This window comes from Arthrobacter sp. CAL618, from assembly GCF_000468215.1.
Taxonomy (GTDB): domain Bacteria; phylum Actinomycetota; class Actinomycetes; order Actinomycetales; family Micrococcaceae; genus Arthrobacter_D.
On the sequence record NZ_ASZW01000277.1, the window covers coordinates 1 to 17,463 of the forward strand.

Genomic DNA, 17,463 nt, shown 5'->3' on the forward strand with positions numbered 1-17,463 from the left:
TCAGCGAGACGTTCGCCGTAGCGAATTGACGTGAATTGACTGCCCGCATCGCTGTGACAGCGCAGGTCATCGTGGTGGGTGCCCCTGCCCCACCGTGCCATCTCGATCGCGTCGAGGACCATCTCGGTGCGCATGTGCGAAGCGCACCGCCACCCGACGATCATCCGGCTGAACACGTCAATGATGAAGCAGACATACGCGACACCAGCCCACGTCGGAACGAAGGTCAGATCGGTCACCCAAAGCCGGTTCGGGGCCACCGCGGTGAACTCACGGTTCACCAAGTCCGGGTGCCTCCTCCCGGCTGGATCTGGGCGCGTCGTCTTCACACGCTTTGAACGCCTCGCACCTTCGATGCCGGCGGCGCGCATCAGCCTGCCAGTCTGGTCCCGGCCGATGTCGATCCCGGCGCGACGGGCTGCTTTCCAGAGTTTGCGGACCCCGTAGACACGATAATTGTCTTCCCACAGTCTGATCAGATCCGGGGTCAGGACTGCATCGCTGACAGCTCGCGCCGATGGTGCGCGGTTCTTCGTGGCGTAATAAGTGCTCGGAGCCACCTGCAGCAGCGTACAGATAGGCTCGACTCCGAGCCGTCGTCCCTCGACAACGTCATCCTTGTTCGCGTCGATGAACGAGACTATTTCCGATATTGGCGGTCGAGCTCCGCCCCGAAGAAACTCGCGGCCCGCTTAAGGATTTCATTCGCCCGACGCAGCTCACGGTTTTCCTGCTCAAGCTCACGCACCCGCCTGGCCTCCGAGGTACTCACCCCTGGGCTCTGGCCATCATCAACATCCGCCTGCCGCACCCACGCCCGCACCGACTCAGTACCGTATCCCAGCTGCGACGCGACCCGCTGCACCGTTCCATGCTCGGTCCCCAGCTCCGCCCGCAAAGTCCGCACCATCCGGACTGCAGCAGCTTTCTCCTCCGGCGAATACCGACGTGCCGTCGACTTCCCAGATCCCTGACTCGTTGCCATGACTCTATTCTCGTTTCCAAGATCAGGAGTCTCCAACAAACCCAGGGCGGTTCAAAAATCAAATAGCGCGAGTCTCCATCAAACCCAGAGCGGTTCAGTACTAGAGGGTGCCAACCAGGAACGTATCCTCAGCGCACACGGGGTGCCACAAACCTCGCGGGCGAAATATCGAAGGCCAGCCCCATCACATTCAAAAAAGTGGAAAAAAGGGACAACCGAGAGTTTGGCAATCGTCCTTCAAACTGAACGTCTTCTACGGGATGGGTCTCGTTCTACTGGGGCTAACGATGGTCGGTATCGCCTTATACAAGCCGTCGCCCGACACCGCACCGGTCAATCCAACCCCAGTTGTAAACAACAACATCACAGTCGTCCCTCCCAGCCCTGAGACTCCCCCGCTCTCAACTCCTGATCCCACGAGATAGGAAACGAAGATGACGGCCCATTACGTCAGCCAGCTCCGCGGCACATATGGATTTCAAGGTCCGAGCGCCCTACTCAAGGGCATCCGATCTTCGAGAAGTCACCCGTAACCCGCCCCCGTTCATCTGGAACCCTGAACGGGTCGGGCCGGTTCCGGAGCCGAGCAATGAGATGTGTGCTGTGACAGACTTCAGCCCTGCCGCCAAGGCTCGCTCGACGAAGGCCAAGTCGTCCGCGGGTGGCGCGGCTAAGTAATCGGCCGGGCGGGGCGCATGGCGCCCAGACGCGCATCGGTTCGGGCTAGGCCAGTTGCCGAGCAATAGCAGAATATGAGCCACTGGGGTGCTTCCGTACCTCAGGCTGAACCGACGCAGTCCCTTCCCGAGTTCCCTCATTTCGCGTCTCAGACTGGGGCATAAGCCCCTTCATCGGCGTTCTTGACGGCACGAGCTCACCCGTTCCCACCCCAGTCCTAAGGGGGTGACAACGCCAGTCCAGAGCCAGCAGGTTTGGGACGCGGGAAGTCGCCCTGAATCGTATGAAGAACGATGAGCTCCCCTGAATCGCCATTAGTACTCACAACATGTTGGAAGCCGACGACGGTGCGCCATACTGACCCGTTGTTCGGGTTGATGCGAATGCCGATGCGCTTATTGACGAGCCGACGCAATTCAGATTCGGTGACGAGCTTGCGTGAATCCAAGCCTCTCGGTTCGAAGTCGTCCTCCAATCTCATCTGAAACTTCTGCCGATTTGTCAGAATGCTCTCACCCCGGACCGGCACCGCATGGAGCACAGTGGGATCCACGTCGTCCAGTGTGAACAGGTGGAACCCGTATGTCGGATAGTTCTCGAGTTCCGAAGCGTCTATCCAGGCCACATAGCAGTCATACGAGGGGGCGGCCGCATCGTCCGAGATACCTCCCGACAGCTGAATCTGGGTCGCTCCCATCAGCTGCGTCACCATACGCGCGATGGCGTCATCCCCGGAAATCTCCTTGACTACGTTCATTCCAAGCGCTTTGAGACGGTTGGGCAAAGCATCGTGGCATTCTGGATCGAATTTCGTGCGGTCGACGACGATCGTTCTTAACCCCTCGGGGCAGTAGGTCATCAATTCCACCGAGACACGGTCCTCCGGTGGAAGTGAGTAGCCAACAAAGGTCACCCGTGTGGCAGCCGACATTGCATCCCGCGCGGTTTTCCATAGCGCCGGTACCACGTACGCCCCGTAATGCTGTGACTTTTCTGAGACGGGCGGGATGATGAAACGGTCCATGTGCGCAATGAACTCCGGGTTACCTCGCGGCATGATAGCTGTCTCCCCGTTGAACTTCCCGTAATCAAAAGTCTGGAACAACGTGGACCCAAACCCGTCACCGTCCGCTCGATACCAATTCAACGATCCGTGAAGTTTTACAAGCGTCATAGATTCGAACGCCAGATTCGAGTTCCCGTCGCTGATATAGACGTTTTCCTGACGAGGCGGCGCGGGGCTCACGACATCCATACCCCGGAGGGCACATGGTGACTCACGCGAATATCCGACCGGTATGAGGGCGGTGTTGATTGCCCGCTCTACCAGGCAGTCGTAATTGAATGTGATCACGACCGCGCGCTCGGCGTGCCACAGGCGGACCAGCTGAAGCAGCCAATCCGGTGCGGGATCGGCCATCGCTGTGGCCTGGGCCTCATCCAGAATATGCGCGATCGTCTGAGTTACCAGTGCAGCGGCTGACCGGCGGGCCAGCACTTCTGCTTGATCAAGGAACGGCATCGGGTCGAGCATTGCCGTCAGCCAAGCCTCGAAGCTCTGCCCATCGCGCAGGTCGACGGTCACCTCACCTGCCAAGCGTCGCTGAAGCTCGTCGCCCAGCGCATTGGTAATAGGCATAGCTTCATGGACGGCCTTGGAGAACCCAGCACCGAGGATGTAGACGGGCCGAGGTGTCCGGGGTGAAACGGGCATGAAGAGCCTTCTCTCAGGCGGGAGGAGCTATTGGCCAACGGACGGATCGACCCGTCGCTGCAGGCTGGCGAAGTCGGCGGCGAGACCAGCCCTACAACAGTCGCCGTCGCGCCGGTGCATGACCTTCTCAGCGAATGCGCTGAACCCGCGCATGAACGAGCGCAGTGCAGCTCAACTGGCACGACGCCAAGAATCTCAATCTAGAGTCAAGTAGTCCATAACGTCGTGGTCTCAAAGATGACCAGACAGTTGCGCCAGCTATCAGGCGAACTACCGAAGAGCATCAGTCACCTCGTCATTTCTTACATCAAGGTCTGCATCTCACATTGAGGCTGACATCCGGATACTTGAGCTGCCAAGTTATTTGGCAGTTGCCAACTATCTCGTCACTATCGCCAACTAACTTGGCAACTCACCTACAGGACCAATTAGGTTGTCCGAAGGACCAAATTGGTTGTCCATCTACAAAACTCCTAGAAGTCCCAGTCATCGTCCTCGGTGTTGACTGCCTTGCCGATGACGTAGGACGAACCCGAACCCGAGAAGAAGTCGTGGTTCTCGTCGGCATTCGGCGACAGCGCAGACAGGATCGCAGGGTTCACGTCAGTGACCGACGCCGGGAACATCGCCTCGTAGCCGAGGTTCATCAGCGCCTTGTTGGCGTTGTAGTGCAGGAACTTCTTGACGTCCTCCGCCAGCCCGACGGAGTCGTACAGATCATGGGTGTACTGGACCTCGTTCTCGTACAGCTCGAACAACAGCTCGAAGGTGTAGTCCTTGATCTCCTGCTTCCGCTCCGCCGACTCTTTTTCAAGACCCTTCTGGAACTTGTAGCCGATGTAGTAGCCGTGAACGGCCTCATCGCGGATGATCAAACGGATCAGGTCAGCCGTATTCGTCAGCTTCGCCCGTGACGACCAATACATCGGCAGGTAGAAACCTGAATAAAAGAGGAAGCTCTCGAGCAGCGTCGACGCCACCTTGCGCTTCAGGGGATCGTCACCACGGTAGTAGTTCATGACAATCTCAGCCTTGCGCTGCAAATTCTCATTCTCAGTCGACCAACGGAACGCCTCGTCGATTTCCTTGGTGGAAGCCAGCGTCGAGAAGATCGACGAATAGCTCTTGGCGTGCACCGACTCCATGAACGCGATGTTCGTGTACACGGCCTCCTCATGAGGAGTGATCGCATCGGGAATCAGGCTGACAGCGCCAACCGTGCCCTGGATCGTATCCAGCAGGGTCAAACCGGTGAACACCCGCATGGTGAGCTGCTGCTCGTCAGGAGTCAGCGTCGCCCACGACTGAACATCGTTGGACAACGGCACCTTCTCGGGCAGCCAAAAGTTGTTGACCAGACGGTTCCAGACATCCACGTCCTTGTCGTCCTGGATGCGGTTCCAGTTGATTGCCTCAACGTGGCTGAGCAGCTTGACCTTCTCGGTCATGTCATCCCCTAAATGGTGGGTTAGTTCTTAGTTAAAGCGTACGACGGCGGGNCCCGCCGTCGTACTGGTAGTCAGCAGCGGCTGCCTACAACATGCAGCTGACGCAGCCCTCTACCTCGGTCCCTTCCAGCGCAAGCTGGCGGAGACGGATGTAGTAAATGGTCTTGATGCCCTTCTTCCAGGCGTAAATCTGGGCCTTGTTGATGTCCCGCGTGGTGGCGGTGTCCTTGAAGAACAACGTCAACGACAGGCCCTGATCCACGTGCTGCGTGGCAGCTGCGTAGGTGTCAATGACCTTTTCGAAACCCAACTCATACGCATCCTCGTAGTACTCGAGGTTGTCGTTCGTCAGGTATGGCGCCGGGTAGTACACGCGGCCCAGCTTGCCTTCCTTGCGGATCTCGATCTTCGACGCCACCGGGTGGATCGACGAGGTGGAGTTGTTGATGTAGCTGATCGAACCGGTGGGTGGAACGGCCTGCAGGTTCTGGTTGTAGATGCCGTGCTCCATGACCGAAGCCTTCAGAGCACTCCAGTCCTCCTGGGTAGGAATGTGGATGTTCTTGAACAGCTCGGCAACCTTCTCCGTCTGCGGCAACCAGGCCTGGTTGGTGTACTTGTCGAAGAACTCGCCGCTGGCGTACTTGGACTTCTCAAAGCCACCGAATGTGGTGCCGGTCTGGATCGCCAGCAGGTTCGATGCCCGCACCGCGTGGTAGACCACCGAGTAGAAGTAAATATTGGTGAAGTCCAGGCCCTCTTCGGAACCGTAGTGCACCCGCTCGCGTGCCAGATAACCGTGCAGGTTCATCTGGCCGAGGCCAATCGCGTGGCTCTGGTCATTGCCGCGGGCAATCGACGGAACCGAGACGATGTTGGACATGTCAGACACAGCCGACAGCGACCGGATGGCCGTTTCGATGGTCAGACCGAAGTCCGGCGAATCCATGGTCTTCGCAATGTTCAGCGAACCCAGGTTGCAGGAGATGTCCTTGCCGGTCTCGTCGTAGGACAGGTCATCGTGGTACGTGGTGGGCTGTGAGACCTGAAGGATCTCGGAGCACAGGTTGGACATGATGATCTTGCCGTCGATCGGGTTGGCCCGGTTCACCGTGTCCTCGAACATGATGTAGGGGTAGCCTGACTCGAACTGGATCTCCGCGAGGGTCTGGAAGAAGTCGCGAGCCTTGATCTTGGTCTTCTTGATCCGGGCGTCGTCCACCATTTCGTAGTACTTCTCGGTGACCGAAACGTCGGAGAACGGCATGCCGTACACCTTTTCGACGTCGTAGGGCGAGAACAGGTACATGTCCTCATCCTTCTTGGCCAGCTCGAAGGTGATGTCAGGGATCACGACGCCGAGCGACAGGGTCTTGATCCGGATTTTCTCGTCAGCGTTCTCACGCTTGGTGTCGAGGAAGCGGTAGATGTCAGGGTGGTGCGCGTGCAGGTACACGGCACCGGCACCCTGGCGGGCACCCAGCTGGTTGGCGTAGGAGAAGCTGTCCTCAAGAAGCTTCATCACTGGGATGACGCCCGATGACTGGTTTTCGATCTGCTTGATTGGTGCACCAACCTCGCGGATGTTGGTCAGCGCGAACGCCACACCGCCGCCGCGCTTGGACAGCTGCAGCGCCGAGTTGATGGACCGGCCGATCGACTCCATGTTGTCTTCGATGCGGAGCAGGAAGCAGGAGACCAGCTCACCGCGCTGGCGCTTGCCAGCGTTGAGGAAGGTGGGGGTGGCCGGCTGGAAACGGCCCTCGATGATCTCGTCAACCATCTGCAGCGCCAACTGCTGGTCGCCGCGGGCCAGGTGGAGTGCCACCATGCAGACGCGGTCTTCGTAGCGCTCCAGGAATCGCTTGCCGTCGAACGTCTTGAGCGTGTACGAGGTGTAGAACTTGAAGGCGCCGAGGAAGGTCTCGAAGCGGAACTTCTTGCTGTACGCGCGCTTGTAGAGGTCGCGGATGAAGTTCATTGAGTACTGGTCAAGGGTTTCCCGCTCGTAGTACTCGTTCTTCACGAGGTAGTCGAGCTTTTCCTCAAGATCGTGGAAGAACACGGTGTTGTTGTTGACGTGCTGCAGGAAGTACTGGTGTGCAGCCTCGCGATCGGCCTCAAACTGGATCTCTCCGTTGGGGCCGTAGAGGTTCAGCATTGCATTGAGCTCGTGATAGCCCATGCCGTGGAACCGCTCTAGCGCAGGTGCGGCGGTGCCGCCTGCTCCCTTTGTCTCTGTCTCTGCAACAGTCATATCCAAAACGCTTCCAATCCTTGGGCTACGCGGTCAACGTCCTCAGACGTTCCCATCAATTCAAATCTGTATAGAACAGGTACTCCACATTTGGCTGCGATGATGTCCGCCGCCAGGCAGTAGGTCTCCCCGAAGTTCGTGTTTCCGGCGCCGATAACGCCTCGGATCAAGGATCGATTTCCCTCGTCGTTGAGGAACTTGATCACCTGCTTGGGCACTGCGCCCCGCCCGGAAATTCCCCCATAGGTGGGAAGGACCAGTACATACGGCTGCAGTGCCCTAAGAGTCGGATCTCGCGTCAGTAGCGGCATTCGTGCTGAGACCGTGCCCATTGCCGCGTCCAACTTCTGGACGAAACGGTGGGTGTTGTCCGAAGACGACGAGAAATAAATCAGTCGGGCATTGGTCACCCCGCCCGGCTCGCTGGGAGCCGCTGCGGCGGGTGTAGTGTCCATTGCTGCGAGGGTCATGAGGTGAATGCTTCCCGACGACGGCGCGCTGGCCGCCCGTTCCACGGAAGATCCGTTTCCGGTCAGATCAGGCGACCGAGCTGACCGATGCCTGGCCGAGTTCTGCCAGTTCGTTGATCTTGTCTGGACGGAAACCCGACCAGTGATCCTGCTCAGTGATGACTACTGGAGCCTGCATGTAGCCCAATGCGCGGACACGCTCCAAAGCGGCTGGATCCTGTGAGATATCCACGCTCTGGTAGGTGATGCCCTTCTTGTCCAATGCCCGGTACGTGGCGTTGCACTGTACGCATGCTGGCTTGGTGTAAACCGTGACGGTCATAGTCCCTCTCCCCTTGTAATTCTTAGCTTGTTATCGACGCATATTCAGGAATTGGAGGGCTTCAAAAGTGGGCTTCCCGATGGTGTTCCGGGCTGCTCCGCCTATGCCTACCTTGCCAGCGGTTCGATATATAAATACTACATCTAGTGCAAACCGATGGATGCGACCCCAAGATGATGTATTACAAGTATGTCATTCATCGGCTGGTTCGTCCACAGACAATCCACAAGTTAACCCCTTGGAAATGCGCGGAAACCGGGCAATCCCAGAGCGTCGTCCACACCCCTGTGGAGTACTTGCGCACAGGCAAAATACTTCTGTGTCGTGAGTTGTCGGCGTGTCGCGGTTGCCCAGGTACTACGACGCCGCACCCGCCACTGCTGTGCAAAGGGTCTAGCTGCGCAAAGGGGCTAGTTGCGCAAAGGTTCCAGCCACGTAGAGTTTCCAGCCGCATGAAGTTGACAGCCGCGCAACAGTGTCGGCAGCCGAACAGAAAACCTAGCCGAGAGGCTTCTGGGACAGGATCTGATCCACTCCCATCCGCCCATCACGGAAGGTCATCATCGCGCCCACGAGATAGACCCGCCAGACCCGGGCCACTTCCTCGCCCATCATCTCAACGGCCTGATCCCAATTGGCGTCAAACCGGTCATGCCAGGCGTCAATAGTCCTGACATAGTGTTCCCGCATGGCCTCGACCCCGAGGATCTCGAATCCGGCGTTCTCGATCAGGTTGACCGTGTCGCCGACAGCCCGCATATGCATATCGGGAGCAATGAAGGATTCGATGAACGGTCCACCACCCGGGTGTTTGCCGTGACGCGACATCTGCTGGATCAGTACCTTGCCGCCGGGCCGCACGTTGCGGAACAGGGTGGAGGTGTAGGTGCCGTAGTTTTCTTCACCGACATGCTCGCCCATCTCCAGCGATGCCACCGCGTCGTAGGGCCCGTCGCGAACCTCGCGGTAGTCCTGCAACCGGATCTCTACCCGGTCCTGCAGGCCGCGTTCCTTGATGCGCTGATCGATAAAAGCCTTCTGTTCCCTGGAAATGGTCACACCGGTGACTTTGGCACCGAAGTGCTCGGCGGCGAAAAGACTCAGCGAACCCCATCCGCAGCCGACATCGAGGAAACGCTGCCCGGGCATGGTATCCAGTCCGATCTTGCGGCAAACCTGGTCCAGCTTGTCCCGCTGGGCGTCCTCCAGCGTGTAATCCTGATCATCGGAGCGCCAATAGCCGCAGGAGTAGGCCATGTGATCATCAAGGATCAGTTCGTAGAAGGCATTCGACAGGTCGTAATGGTGGCTGATTGCCTCGCGATCACGGAGCAGGCTATGCAGGCGGCCCTTGATCTTCGCCTGCGACGCCGGTGCCGGGAGCGGCGGTCCGAAGACCCCCAGCTCGCGGGCCAGCTTGGTCAACTGCAACACCAGCGCGGGAGTGAGCTTCGGCATCGACAGATCACGCGACGCCACCACCTTCCACAGATGGGTCAGCGCTGCTTCGAGGGAGCCTGGCACATCGATCTCTCCGGTCACATAGGCCTGGGCCGCACCCAACTCCCCCGGGCTCCAGAGCAACCGCCGCAGCGCATTGGCGCTGTTGATCTGCACCTCTGGCTGGTCCTCCGGCCCGGCAGTACTGCCGTCCCAGGCCCGCAAATGGACGGGCAACTCGCCGCCGACAATGGGTTCGAGGATCCGCGCGAGCTTTCCGGCAAGGTCCTTATCGATGCTGGCGGCCTGCAATGTGGCGTCTGGCTGAGTCAAGGGAATGCTCCTGATGGTTATGGCCGGCGGTCGAAGATGAGCTGTTGCACATCGAGGTAACCGGACTGAAAACCGGCCCTCGAATAGCACAGGTAGAACTGCCACATCCGCTGGAAGACCTGGTCAAAGCCCAGCTCCGAGACGTCATCGGTGTGGGCAAGGAACCGCTCTTCCCACAGCCGAAGGGTCTGCGCGTAGTGGTCGCCCATGGAGAGCCGCTCCCGTACCCGAAGGCTGGTGTAGCGGTCGGTGATGTCCTCGATCGCCCGCACCGATGGGATGAAGCCTCCGGGGAAGATGTACTTGTGGATCCAGGTGTAGGACCGGCGGGTCACCATCATCCGCTCGTGCGGCATGGTGATCGCCTGGATAGCCACCCGGCCGTCCGGGGCCAGCAGCCGGTCAATGGTCTGGAAGTACACGCCCCAGTACTCGTAGCCCACAGCCTCGATCATTTCTACCGACACGATCGCATCGAACTGGCCTTCGACGGCACGGTAATCCTTCAGCTCCACGGTCACCTGATCGGAGAGGCCGGCGTCGGCAATGCGACGTTCGGCCAGTTCCTTCTGCTCACTCGACAGGGTTACCGAGACTACGGTGGCGCCGCGGCGTGCCGCACGGATGGCCAGCTCACCCCAGCCGGTGCCGATTTCCAGCACGCGGGTGCCTTCCCTGACGTCGGCCTGGTCCAGCAGGCGGTCGACCTTGCGTTGCTGGGCTTCAGGAAGGTCATCCCACCGGGCGTCCAGCAGCTGCGGACCGTTGGCGTCAAACAGTGCACTGGAATAGGACATGGTGTCGTCCAGGAACAGCTTGAACAGGTCATTGGACACGTCATAGTGCCGGGAAATGTTTGACCGGGTGTTGACCTTGGTGTTGCGCTCCTTGCGGGGCGGCTTCGGCAGGTAAAGTCCGCGGAGCTTCTGAAGCGGCACCGGGACCAGGTGCGCCGCCTGCGCGGCGAACACCTGCATCACCTCGGTGAGATCCGACGCCGTCCAGTCCTGCGCCATGTAGGCCTCACCCAGACCGATCAGACCGTTGTCGCCCAGGCGGGCAAAAAAGTCGGCGGGCCGGTGGATGCGCATCTCGGGACGTGGACCGCCGCCTGGAGCGCCGAGCACCGTGCCGTCGTCGTACACCACCCTCAGTTGCAGGCGGTTCACTGCGGCAGCGAAGATTTTCTCGGCGAGGGCTGCAGCAACCTTGTTCCTCGGACCCGATGGAACGTTGGCGATACCGGGCCAATACTCCGGGTCAGCGTTAGCCTCGGAACGAACAAGGGTACTCATCGAACTGCCTCCTGTGATTCATGGTGTGGTCGGGTGCGCACCGGCAAACGACGCATCCAGAGTTTAACTCCCTGCCACCGGATCTGCGCAGCTGCGCGCAGGGGTGCAACAGGGATGGCCGTGATCATCCGAACAACATTTCGGGTGGTGGCCGGCAACCGGTGCCCTGCCATTGTGGCGATGAAAGGGGCCTGGCCGTCCCTGTGCAGGGTGATTGCAACCTTGAGACGTTCCGCCGGCTCCGGAACCCGCATTTCATAATTTCCTGAAACGTCGTTAAACGGCGACACATAGAACGCTTTCCCGGTTGTTGCCCGGCCGGACTCATCGGGGTTCAGCAGGTAGCAGTGACGCTCCCCATAGGTGTTGTGCACCTCGGCGATGACCGCGGCCAGCGACCCGTCGGTGCGATGGCACCAGAACAGGCTCAACGGGTTGAAGACGTGACCGAGTACCCGTCCGCTGGCCAGCATGGTCACCCGGCCGCCGTCGTCGTCGATACCCTGGGTCGCCAGGTAGGTCGCCACGTTGGACCGGATGGACTGCTCCGGGTCCCCCAGGTGGTCGGCTGCCGAGAATACTGCGAATGGCCTGAGCACGCGCGGGAGCACCGGCAGTTCAGCCAGATCCACGAACCAGCTGTAGCTGCGGTACGTGAACTCGTTCTGTAACGGCGTCCGGCGGATGTGTCGGATCGTCGTCGGGTACAGGGCGGCGGTCATGACGGAGCGTCCTCCAGCGCCGCGTCGAGTCGCTCGGCGTCCCAGGATCCCCCCAGGCGTTCTGCCGCGCGCAGCCCGGACAGGGCGCCATCCTCATGGAACCCCCAGCCGTGGTAGGCCCCGGCGAAGGCGATGCGGTCGTCGCTGAGCTCGGTCAACCGGCGCTGGGCGGCCAACGACGACGGCGTGTACTGGGGGTGTTCGTAGGTCATGGAACGCAGCACTGAGGCCGGGGCTATCTCGTCACCCTCACCCAGGCTGACCAGGAACCGGTGGTCGGTCCGGCCTTCGAGCCGCTGCAGCCGGGTGAGGTCGTACGTCACCAGCACACGGTCGGGGCTGGCGTCGCAGGACGGCAACCGATAGTTCCACGACGACCGCGCGGCGTCGGTGCGCGGCAGCACCGATTCATCGGTGTGGAACAGGGTGTGATTGGTGGAGTAGGGCATGTCGCCAAGCACTTCGGCCGCAAGCGGATCGGGGTCCCCCAACATGGCGAGCGCCTGATGCGGGTGGGTGGCAATGACCACGGCATCGTATGTTTCGGTGGCCTGGTGCGCAGCATCGCCTAGCACCGTGACGACGACGCCGTCCCCCACCTTGCTCACATCGGTCACCGGCGAACCGAGCCGCACGTCCTCGATGTGTTCCAGCACCCGGGTCACGTATTCCCCCGACCCGCCAGTGACCGTACGCCACTGGGGTGATCCTTTGATGGTGAGCATCCCGTGGTGGGACATGAATGAGAACAGGTACCGCGCGGGGTAGGCGAGCGCCGTGGTCGGGTCGCAGGACCACACGGCCGACACGACCGGGGTCATGAAGTGGGACGTGAAGTACTCGCTGAACTGTCCCTTGGCGAGAAACTCCCCGAGGGTCATGCCGTCGTCGACCGTTGGGCCGTCGGTGTGTCCCTCATACCCGCCGGTGTCCTTCAGCAGGGCGCGGGCGTCGCGCTGGAAGCGCAGTACTTCGAGCAGCATCTTGAGGTATTTCCCGCGGCGGAGCACTCCCCGCTGGGCGAACACCCCGCGGCGGCCCTTCGCTCCGGCGTATTCGAGGCCGCAGCCATCACATCGCACCGACATGGTCATGTCAGAGTCCTGCGTGGGAACCCCCAGCTCCCCGAAGAGCCGCAACAAGGTGGGATAGGTCCTGTCGGTGTGGACGATAAACCCGGTGTCCACCCCCGAGGTGGTGCCATCGGACATCGGCATCTGGTGGGTGTGGGCGTGCCCGCCCGCACGGTGGTCGGCCTCGTACAGCGTGACCGAATGGTGACGGCTCAGCACGTAGGCCGCGGTCAGCCCGGCGACACCACTGCCGACGACGGCGATCCTGCGCCGTGCGCGGAACCCGCTACGGTCGGCCCCGAGGGGGTCAGGGTCATGCTGATAGTCGGTCATCTGCGCTCCTCCGCGTGGGTCGTGGGACTTCGCCGCCGGCCGGTTGGGCCGGTCAACTCGCCACTACAGGCCTCCTAGAAGGAAAACGCCTGTTGTAAATATAGTTTGGTAAGTGTTCGGAGACGGACGATTTCCGGATTGGTGCAATGGATCAGGCCAGACGGCAGGGATAAAGCGTCAGCTGACGAAAGGATTGCCGTGGTTAACCCAGTGCATTTGCGCACTCTTCTGGAGGTCATTCGCCTCGGATCCTTTACTGCTGCTGCGTCCCGGTTGGGGTATACGGCGTCGGCCGTGTCGCAGCAAATGTCAGCCCTGGAGCGGGACACCGGTGCCACCCTGTTCGAACGGTCGGCGCGGAGCGCGATACCCACCGAGGCGGCGGTGGTCATGGCACGTCACGCCGCGAAGGTTCTCACCGATATTGACGCCCTGCTGGCGTCCACCGCGCGTGCCGAGGCGGAGTCCACCCAGGAGCTTCGGTTGGGGATCTTTCCGAGCCTGGCGACCTATGCCCTGCCGCGGCTACTGGGAACCCCTGAGTGGCGACGCCTGGGGATCAGTCTGAAGGTGTACGTGGCCGAACCCGGCCAGACCATCCAGGGTTTGCGGGCCGGCGGCGAGCTCGATTTGGCGTTGGTGTTCCAGGTGGGCCAGGGTGGGCTGGCATGGCCGTCATCGGTCAGCCGGCAGTGGATCGGGGACGACAATTTCCGGGTCGTGCTACCCGCGGCCTGGGGCATTCAGCCGGGGGCGGCGGTGAGCGCCGACCAGCTGTCCGACATGCCCTGGATCATGCACCACCCGGGAACCGCTGATGCCACGGTGATTGAGCGGCTCTTTGCCAGCTGCAACCTGCACCCCCGGGTGGTGGCGTATTGCGACGATTTCAATGCCAGCCTCGAGCTGGCAGCGGCCGGGCTCGGCGCCGCGCTGGTTCCTGAACTAGCGATGACGCACGGCCCGGCCGGTGTGGTGGCTCTTGATGTCCCGGAGATTCGTCTCGCGCGGAGCATTTTCGCGCTGCAGATCGGTGACAAGCAGACCACCAGGGTGAGGCTTTTCATGGACCAGCTGGCAGGCATCCTCAAGGCACAGAGCATCGAGCCGATCCGCCGCTAGAGCTGGGCCCGCACCCGGGCCGCAGCGTTGACCAGATTCCGCAGCGACTCAATGGTCTCGGCGTATCCCCGGGTTTTCAGCCCACAGTCCGGGTTCACCCAGATCTGGCGGGCTGGCAGCTGCCGAACCGCCTTCTCGACGAGTGCTACCACCTCCTCCTCGTCGGGGATCCGGGGCGAATGAATGTCGTAGACACCCGGGCCCACTCCCCGGGCGAACTGCTGCTCCTGCAGGTCGTGGACCACTTCCATCCGTGAGCGGGCGGCCTCGATGGAGGTGACATCGGCATCCAGCCCATCGATTGCGTCGATGATGGCGCCGAACTCCGAATAGCAGAGGTGGGTGTGGATCTGCGTAGCCGGTGTTGCCCCCGCCGTCGCCAGCCGGAACGACGCCACCGACCAGGCAAGGTAGTCCGGCTGCAGCGCCTTCCTCAGTGGCAGCAGCTCCCGCAGCGCTGGTTCATCGACCTGGATGACACGGATACCGGCGCGCTCCAGGTCGCTTACCTCGTCCCTGAGGGCGAGTGCCACCTGGTTGGCGGTCTCCCGCAGCGGCTGGTCATCCCGCACAAACGACCACGCCAGGATGGTGACCGGTCCGGTGAGCATCCCTTTCACCGGCTTCTCAGTGAGTGACTGGGCGTACTCCGCCCATCGCACGGTGATGGCCTCCGGACGGCTCACATCGCCCCAGAGGATGGACGGCCGGGTGCACCGTGAACCGTAGGACTGCACCCACCCGTTCACTGTGACATCGAACCCGTCCAGGTTTTCGGCGAAGTACTGCACCATGTCGTTCCGCTCCGGTTCGCCGTGGACGAGGACGTCGAACCCCAGGTCCTCCTGCAACGTGACCACCCGGGAAATTTCTTCCTTCATCAGGGTGGTGTACTGCTCGGCGGTGAGGTCGCCCCGGAGGAACCGGGCCCGGGCCGAGCGCACCTCGGCTGTCTGCGGAAACGATCCGATCGTGGTGGTCGGTAGCACCGGCAGTTGCAGGGCTGTTTCCTGCGCGGCCGTCCGCTCCTGATAGGCGACGCGGGTGAAGTCCGACGGCGTGAGCGACCCGAGGCGGTCCCTCACCTCGCTGCGGATCACGCCTTCGGCAGCAGCGCGAGAGGCACGCACAGCCGACGCTTCAGTTATTGCCGCGTCAATGGATCCCGCCGGTGAGTTATCGACCAGCCGGGACAGGGTGACGACCTCCTCCACCTTCTGATCAGCGAAGGCCAGCCACGTCCGCAGCTCGCGATTCAGCTGCGGTTCGTCCTCGACACTGTGCGGCACATGCTGCAGCGACGTCGACGTGGCGACGCTCACTCGGGTTACCGTCGCAGTGAGGGTGGACAGTGTTGTGGCCGCTCGCGCCAGATCGGCCTTCCAGATGTTGTGGCCGTCCACCACTCCGGCGACCAGGGTGGTATCCCCCAGGGCGGCAAGGTCGGCTGCAGCGGGCAGCTCGCCTTTGACCAGGTCGAGGTGGAGCGCGTCGATCCCAGCACCCCCGAGGATGGGCAGTAGACCGCCCAGCGAGCCGTACTGGGTGGTGACGAGCACCGCGGGTCGTACCTTCGCAGCGGTGAGGAAACGGTAGGCCCGTTCGACGGCGCCAGCCACCTCGGAGGCGGGAACCGCCTGGTCTGCCACCAGGGCAGGCTCTTCCAGTTGCACCCACTGCGCGCCCGCTTCGGCCAGCTGTTCGAGCAACTGAATGTACAGCGGCAGTAGGTCATCTAGACGACTGAGCGGGTCGAACCCTGCCGGCGCTTCGTCGGCTGCCTTGCTCAGCAGCAGGAACGTGACCGGACCGATTATGGTCGGGCGGACGGTCAGACCCTGTTCGGCCGCCTCCGCGACGTTGCGGAGTATCCAGTTGTTGGCGAGCGTGAAGCGGGTGTCTGGCCCGATTTCGGGAACCAGGTAGTGGTAGTTGGTGTCGAACCACTTGGTCATTTCCAGAGGCTGCCGGCCGGCGTCGCCACGCGCCAGGGTGAAGTAGGCGTCCAGGCCGAGCTGGCCGCCGTCGTCGTAGAGGTCCTGGAACCGGTCGGGAACGGCGCCGAAGGTCGCGGCCGTGTCGAGCACCTGGTCGTAGAGGGAGAATGACGCCGGGATCGCCGACGTGGATTCCCCCAGGCCGAGGCCGGAGAGGTGCCTGTAACCGTTCAGCCGGAGGTGCCGCGTGGTGTCCTCCAACTGGGGGGCCGTACTCGTTCCCGCCCAGTAGGCTTCGACTGCCTTTTTGAGTTCGCGGCGGGGACCAATACGGGGGTAGCCGACGATGGTGGCTGCGGGGAATGCTTTGCTCATGAGTTGGGTCCTTCGGGAGTGGGAGGGATCAGGCGGATCGGCTGAGACCTGGTGCTGGGGGGCGGCTGAGCTCGAGCCGGTCCAGGACGTCAAGTGCCGCGCCATGTTCGTTGAAGGTGTAGATGTGGAGGCCCGGGGCGCCGTCGTCGAGCGCCGCATGGGCGAGGTCCACGGTGGCCTGAACGCCGATGCGGCGCCGCGCGGCGTCGTCGTCGGCGTTCATCAGCCGGTCCCTGAGCGTGACGTCAACCTCGATTCCCGCGAGCTCGCTGAGACGCTCCAGCCGCTGCACGCTGGTGAAGGGGATGACACCGGGAATGATGGGAATCTCCACCCCGGCTCTGCGGGCGGTACGCAGGAGCCGACGGTAGTGATCGGGAGCGAAATACACCTGGGTGATCGCGAAGTCGGCGCCAGCGGACTGTTTGGCCAGCAGCACCTCGATGTCATGTTCGAGACTGGGCGATTCAGGGTGTTTGGTGGAGTAGGCGGCGACCCCGACGGCGACCTTCCCCGCACACAGGTGGGCTGTCAGCTGACGCTCCANCCCGCCGGATCAGCTCCACCAGCTCGCTGGCATAGTGCAGCTCGCCTGCTGACAGTGACATGTCCTGGGGCCGGTCACCCCGCAATGCGAGGATGCCGCGCACCCCACGGGAGATCAGTTCATCGATCAGCTCCATGAGGTAGTCGCGTGAATTACCCACGCAGGTCAGGTGCGCCAGGGGCTTCAGGGTGGTCTCATCAAGCAGCCGCATGAGCAGACCGATGGCCGTGTCACGGTTGGAGCCGGACGCCCCGTAGGTGACGGACACGAAGTCGGGGCGGGTATCCTCAAGGGCTCTGATCGTCCGCCAAAGAGCCTCTTCGGCGCTGGCGGACCGGGGCGGGAAAAGTTCGTAGGACAGAGCGGGGTAGCTCTGCGGGGGCGAATGCGCGAAAGACATTTGTGTCCTTGT

General features: G+C 61.7%; 11 protein-coding genes and 2 pseudogenes. 1 reads left to right on the forward strand and 12 read right to left on the reverse strand.

Features of this window, described 5'->3' with window-relative positions:
• From K728_RS20775 to K728_RS0117015, 10 genes and pseudogenes are all read right to left on the reverse strand, one after another.
• A pseudogene (locus K728_RS20775) lies at nucleotides 1-985 on the reverse strand (IS3 family transposase); the annotation flags it as partial.
• Between the two features lie 895 nt (nucleotides 986-1,880).
• Nucleotides 1,881-3,377: a hypothetical protein gene (locus K728_RS0116975; protein ID WP_024477413.1), complete on the reverse strand. Its 1,497-nt coding sequence runs from the start codon at nucleotides 3,375-3,377 to the stop codon at nucleotides 1,881-1,883.
• Between the two features lie 473 nt (nucleotides 3,378-3,850).
• Nucleotides 3,851-4,825: a class 1b ribonucleoside-diphosphate reductase subunit beta gene (gene nrdF, locus K728_RS0116980; protein ID WP_019482488.1), complete on the reverse strand. Its 975-nt coding sequence runs from the start codon at nucleotides 4,823-4,825 to the stop codon at nucleotides 3,851-3,853.
• A gap of 85 nt (nucleotides 4,826-4,910) precedes the next feature.
• On the reverse strand, nucleotides 4,911-7,010 hold the full coding sequence (nrdE, locus tag K728_RS0116985; RefSeq protein WP_035748538.1) for a class 1b ribonucleoside-diphosphate reductase subunit alpha: 2,100 nt from the start codon (nucleotides 7,008-7,010) through the stop codon (nucleotides 4,911-4,913).
• Between the two features lie 68 nt (nucleotides 7,011-7,078).
• Nucleotides 7,079-7,537: a class Ib ribonucleoside-diphosphate reductase assembly flavoprotein NrdI gene (gene nrdI / locus K728_RS0116990; protein ID WP_026041031.1), complete on the reverse strand. Its 459-nt coding sequence runs from the start codon at nucleotides 7,535-7,537 to the stop codon at nucleotides 7,079-7,081.
• An 82-nt stretch (nucleotides 7,538-7,619) separates the two neighbouring features.
• Nucleotides 7,620-7,874 (reverse strand): glutaredoxin-like protein NrdH, encoded by a 255-nt coding sequence (gene nrdH / locus K728_RS0116995; protein WP_019482491.1) that lies wholly within the window; start codon nucleotides 7,872-7,874, stop codon nucleotides 7,620-7,622.
• 498 nt (nucleotides 7,875-8,372) lie between these two features.
• The gene (locus K728_RS0117000; RefSeq protein ID WP_237742174.1) at nucleotides 8,373-9,647 is read right to left on the reverse strand and encodes an SAM-dependent methyltransferase; all 1,275 of its coding nucleotides are present in this window, start codon (nucleotides 9,645-9,647) and stop codon (nucleotides 8,373-8,375) included.
• A gap of 17 nt (nucleotides 9,648-9,664) precedes the next feature.
• The gene (locus K728_RS0117005) at nucleotides 9,665-10,942 is read right to left on the reverse strand and encodes an SAM-dependent methyltransferase (protein ID WP_024477416.1); all 1,278 of its coding nucleotides are present in this window, start codon (nucleotides 10,940-10,942) and stop codon (nucleotides 9,665-9,667) included.
• Complete coding sequence (locus tag K728_RS0117010) at nucleotides 10,939-11,664, reverse strand: DUF1365 domain-containing protein (RefSeq protein WP_024477417.1); 726 nt, start codon at nucleotides 11,662-11,664, stop codon at nucleotides 10,939-10,941. The genes K728_RS0117005 and K728_RS0117010 overlap by 4 nt, the downstream gene beginning before the upstream one ends.
• A complete protein-coding gene (locus K728_RS0117015) occupies nucleotides 11,661-13,070 on the reverse strand; it encodes an NAD(P)/FAD-dependent oxidoreductase (protein ID WP_024477418.1) in 1,410 nt (469 codons plus the stop codon). Before K728_RS0117015 ends, K728_RS0117010 begins: the two co-directional genes overlap by 4 nt.
• 198 nt (nucleotides 13,071-13,268) lie before the next feature.
• On the opposite strand from K728_RS0117015, the gene K728_RS0117020 reads away from it, so the two are divergent.
• Nucleotides 13,269-14,192, forward strand: a complete 924-nt coding sequence (locus tag K728_RS0117020; RefSeq protein WP_024477419.1) for a LysR family transcriptional regulator — start codon at nucleotides 13,269-13,271, stop codon at nucleotides 14,190-14,192.
• Here the strand turns inward: K728_RS0117020 and metE are convergent.
• Nucleotides 14,189-16,504, reverse strand: a complete 2,316-nt coding sequence (metE, locus tag K728_RS0117025; RefSeq protein ID WP_024477420.1) for a 5-methyltetrahydropteroyltriglutamate--homocysteine S-methyltransferase — start codon at nucleotides 16,502-16,504, stop codon at nucleotides 14,189-14,191. The genes K728_RS0117020 and metE overlap by 4 nt on opposite strands.
• A 28-nt stretch (nucleotides 16,505-16,532) precedes the next feature.
• A pseudogene (locus tag K728_RS19840) lies at nucleotides 16,533-17,451 on the reverse strand (methylenetetrahydrofolate reductase).
• Between the last annotated feature and the right edge of the window lie 12 nt (nucleotides 17,452-17,463).

What these genes read in the sequence shown, in the direction of transcription:
- K728_RS0116975 (WP_024477413.1), bottom strand. Translation starts at nt 3,377, where the DNA reads ATGCCCGTTTCACCCCGGACACCTCGGCCCGTCTACATCCTCGGTGCT.
- nrdF (WP_019482488.1), bottom strand. Translation starts at nt 4,825, where the DNA reads ATGACCGAGAAGGTCAAGCTGCTCAGCCACGTTGAGGCAATCAACTGG.
- nrdE (WP_035748538.1), bottom strand. Translation starts at nt 7,010, where the DNA reads ATGGGCTATCACGAGCTCAATGCAATGCTGAACCTCTACGGCCCCAAC.
- nrdI (WP_026041031.1), bottom strand. Translation starts at nt 7,537, where the DNA reads ATGGACACTACACCCGCCGCAGCGGCTCCCAGCGAGCCGGGCGGGGTG.
- nrdH (WP_019482491.1), bottom strand. Translation starts at nt 7,874, where the DNA reads ATGACCGTCACGGTTTACACCAAGCCAGCATGCGTACAGTGCAACGCC.
- K728_RS0117005 (WP_024477416.1), bottom strand. Translation starts at nt 10,942, where the DNA reads ATGAGTACCCTTGTTCGTTCCGAGGCTAACGCTGACCCGGAGTATTGG.
- K728_RS0117010 (WP_024477417.1), bottom strand. Translation starts at nt 11,664, where the DNA reads ATGACCGCCGCCCTGTACCCGACGACGATCCGACACATCCGCCGGACG.
- K728_RS0117015 (WP_024477418.1), bottom strand. Translation starts at nt 13,070, where the DNA reads ATGACCGACTATCAGCATGACCCTGACCCCCTCGGGGCCGACCGTAGC.
- metE (WP_024477420.1), bottom strand. Translation starts at nt 16,504, where the DNA reads ATGAGCAAAGCATTCCCCGCAGCCACCATCGTCGGCTACCCCCGTATT.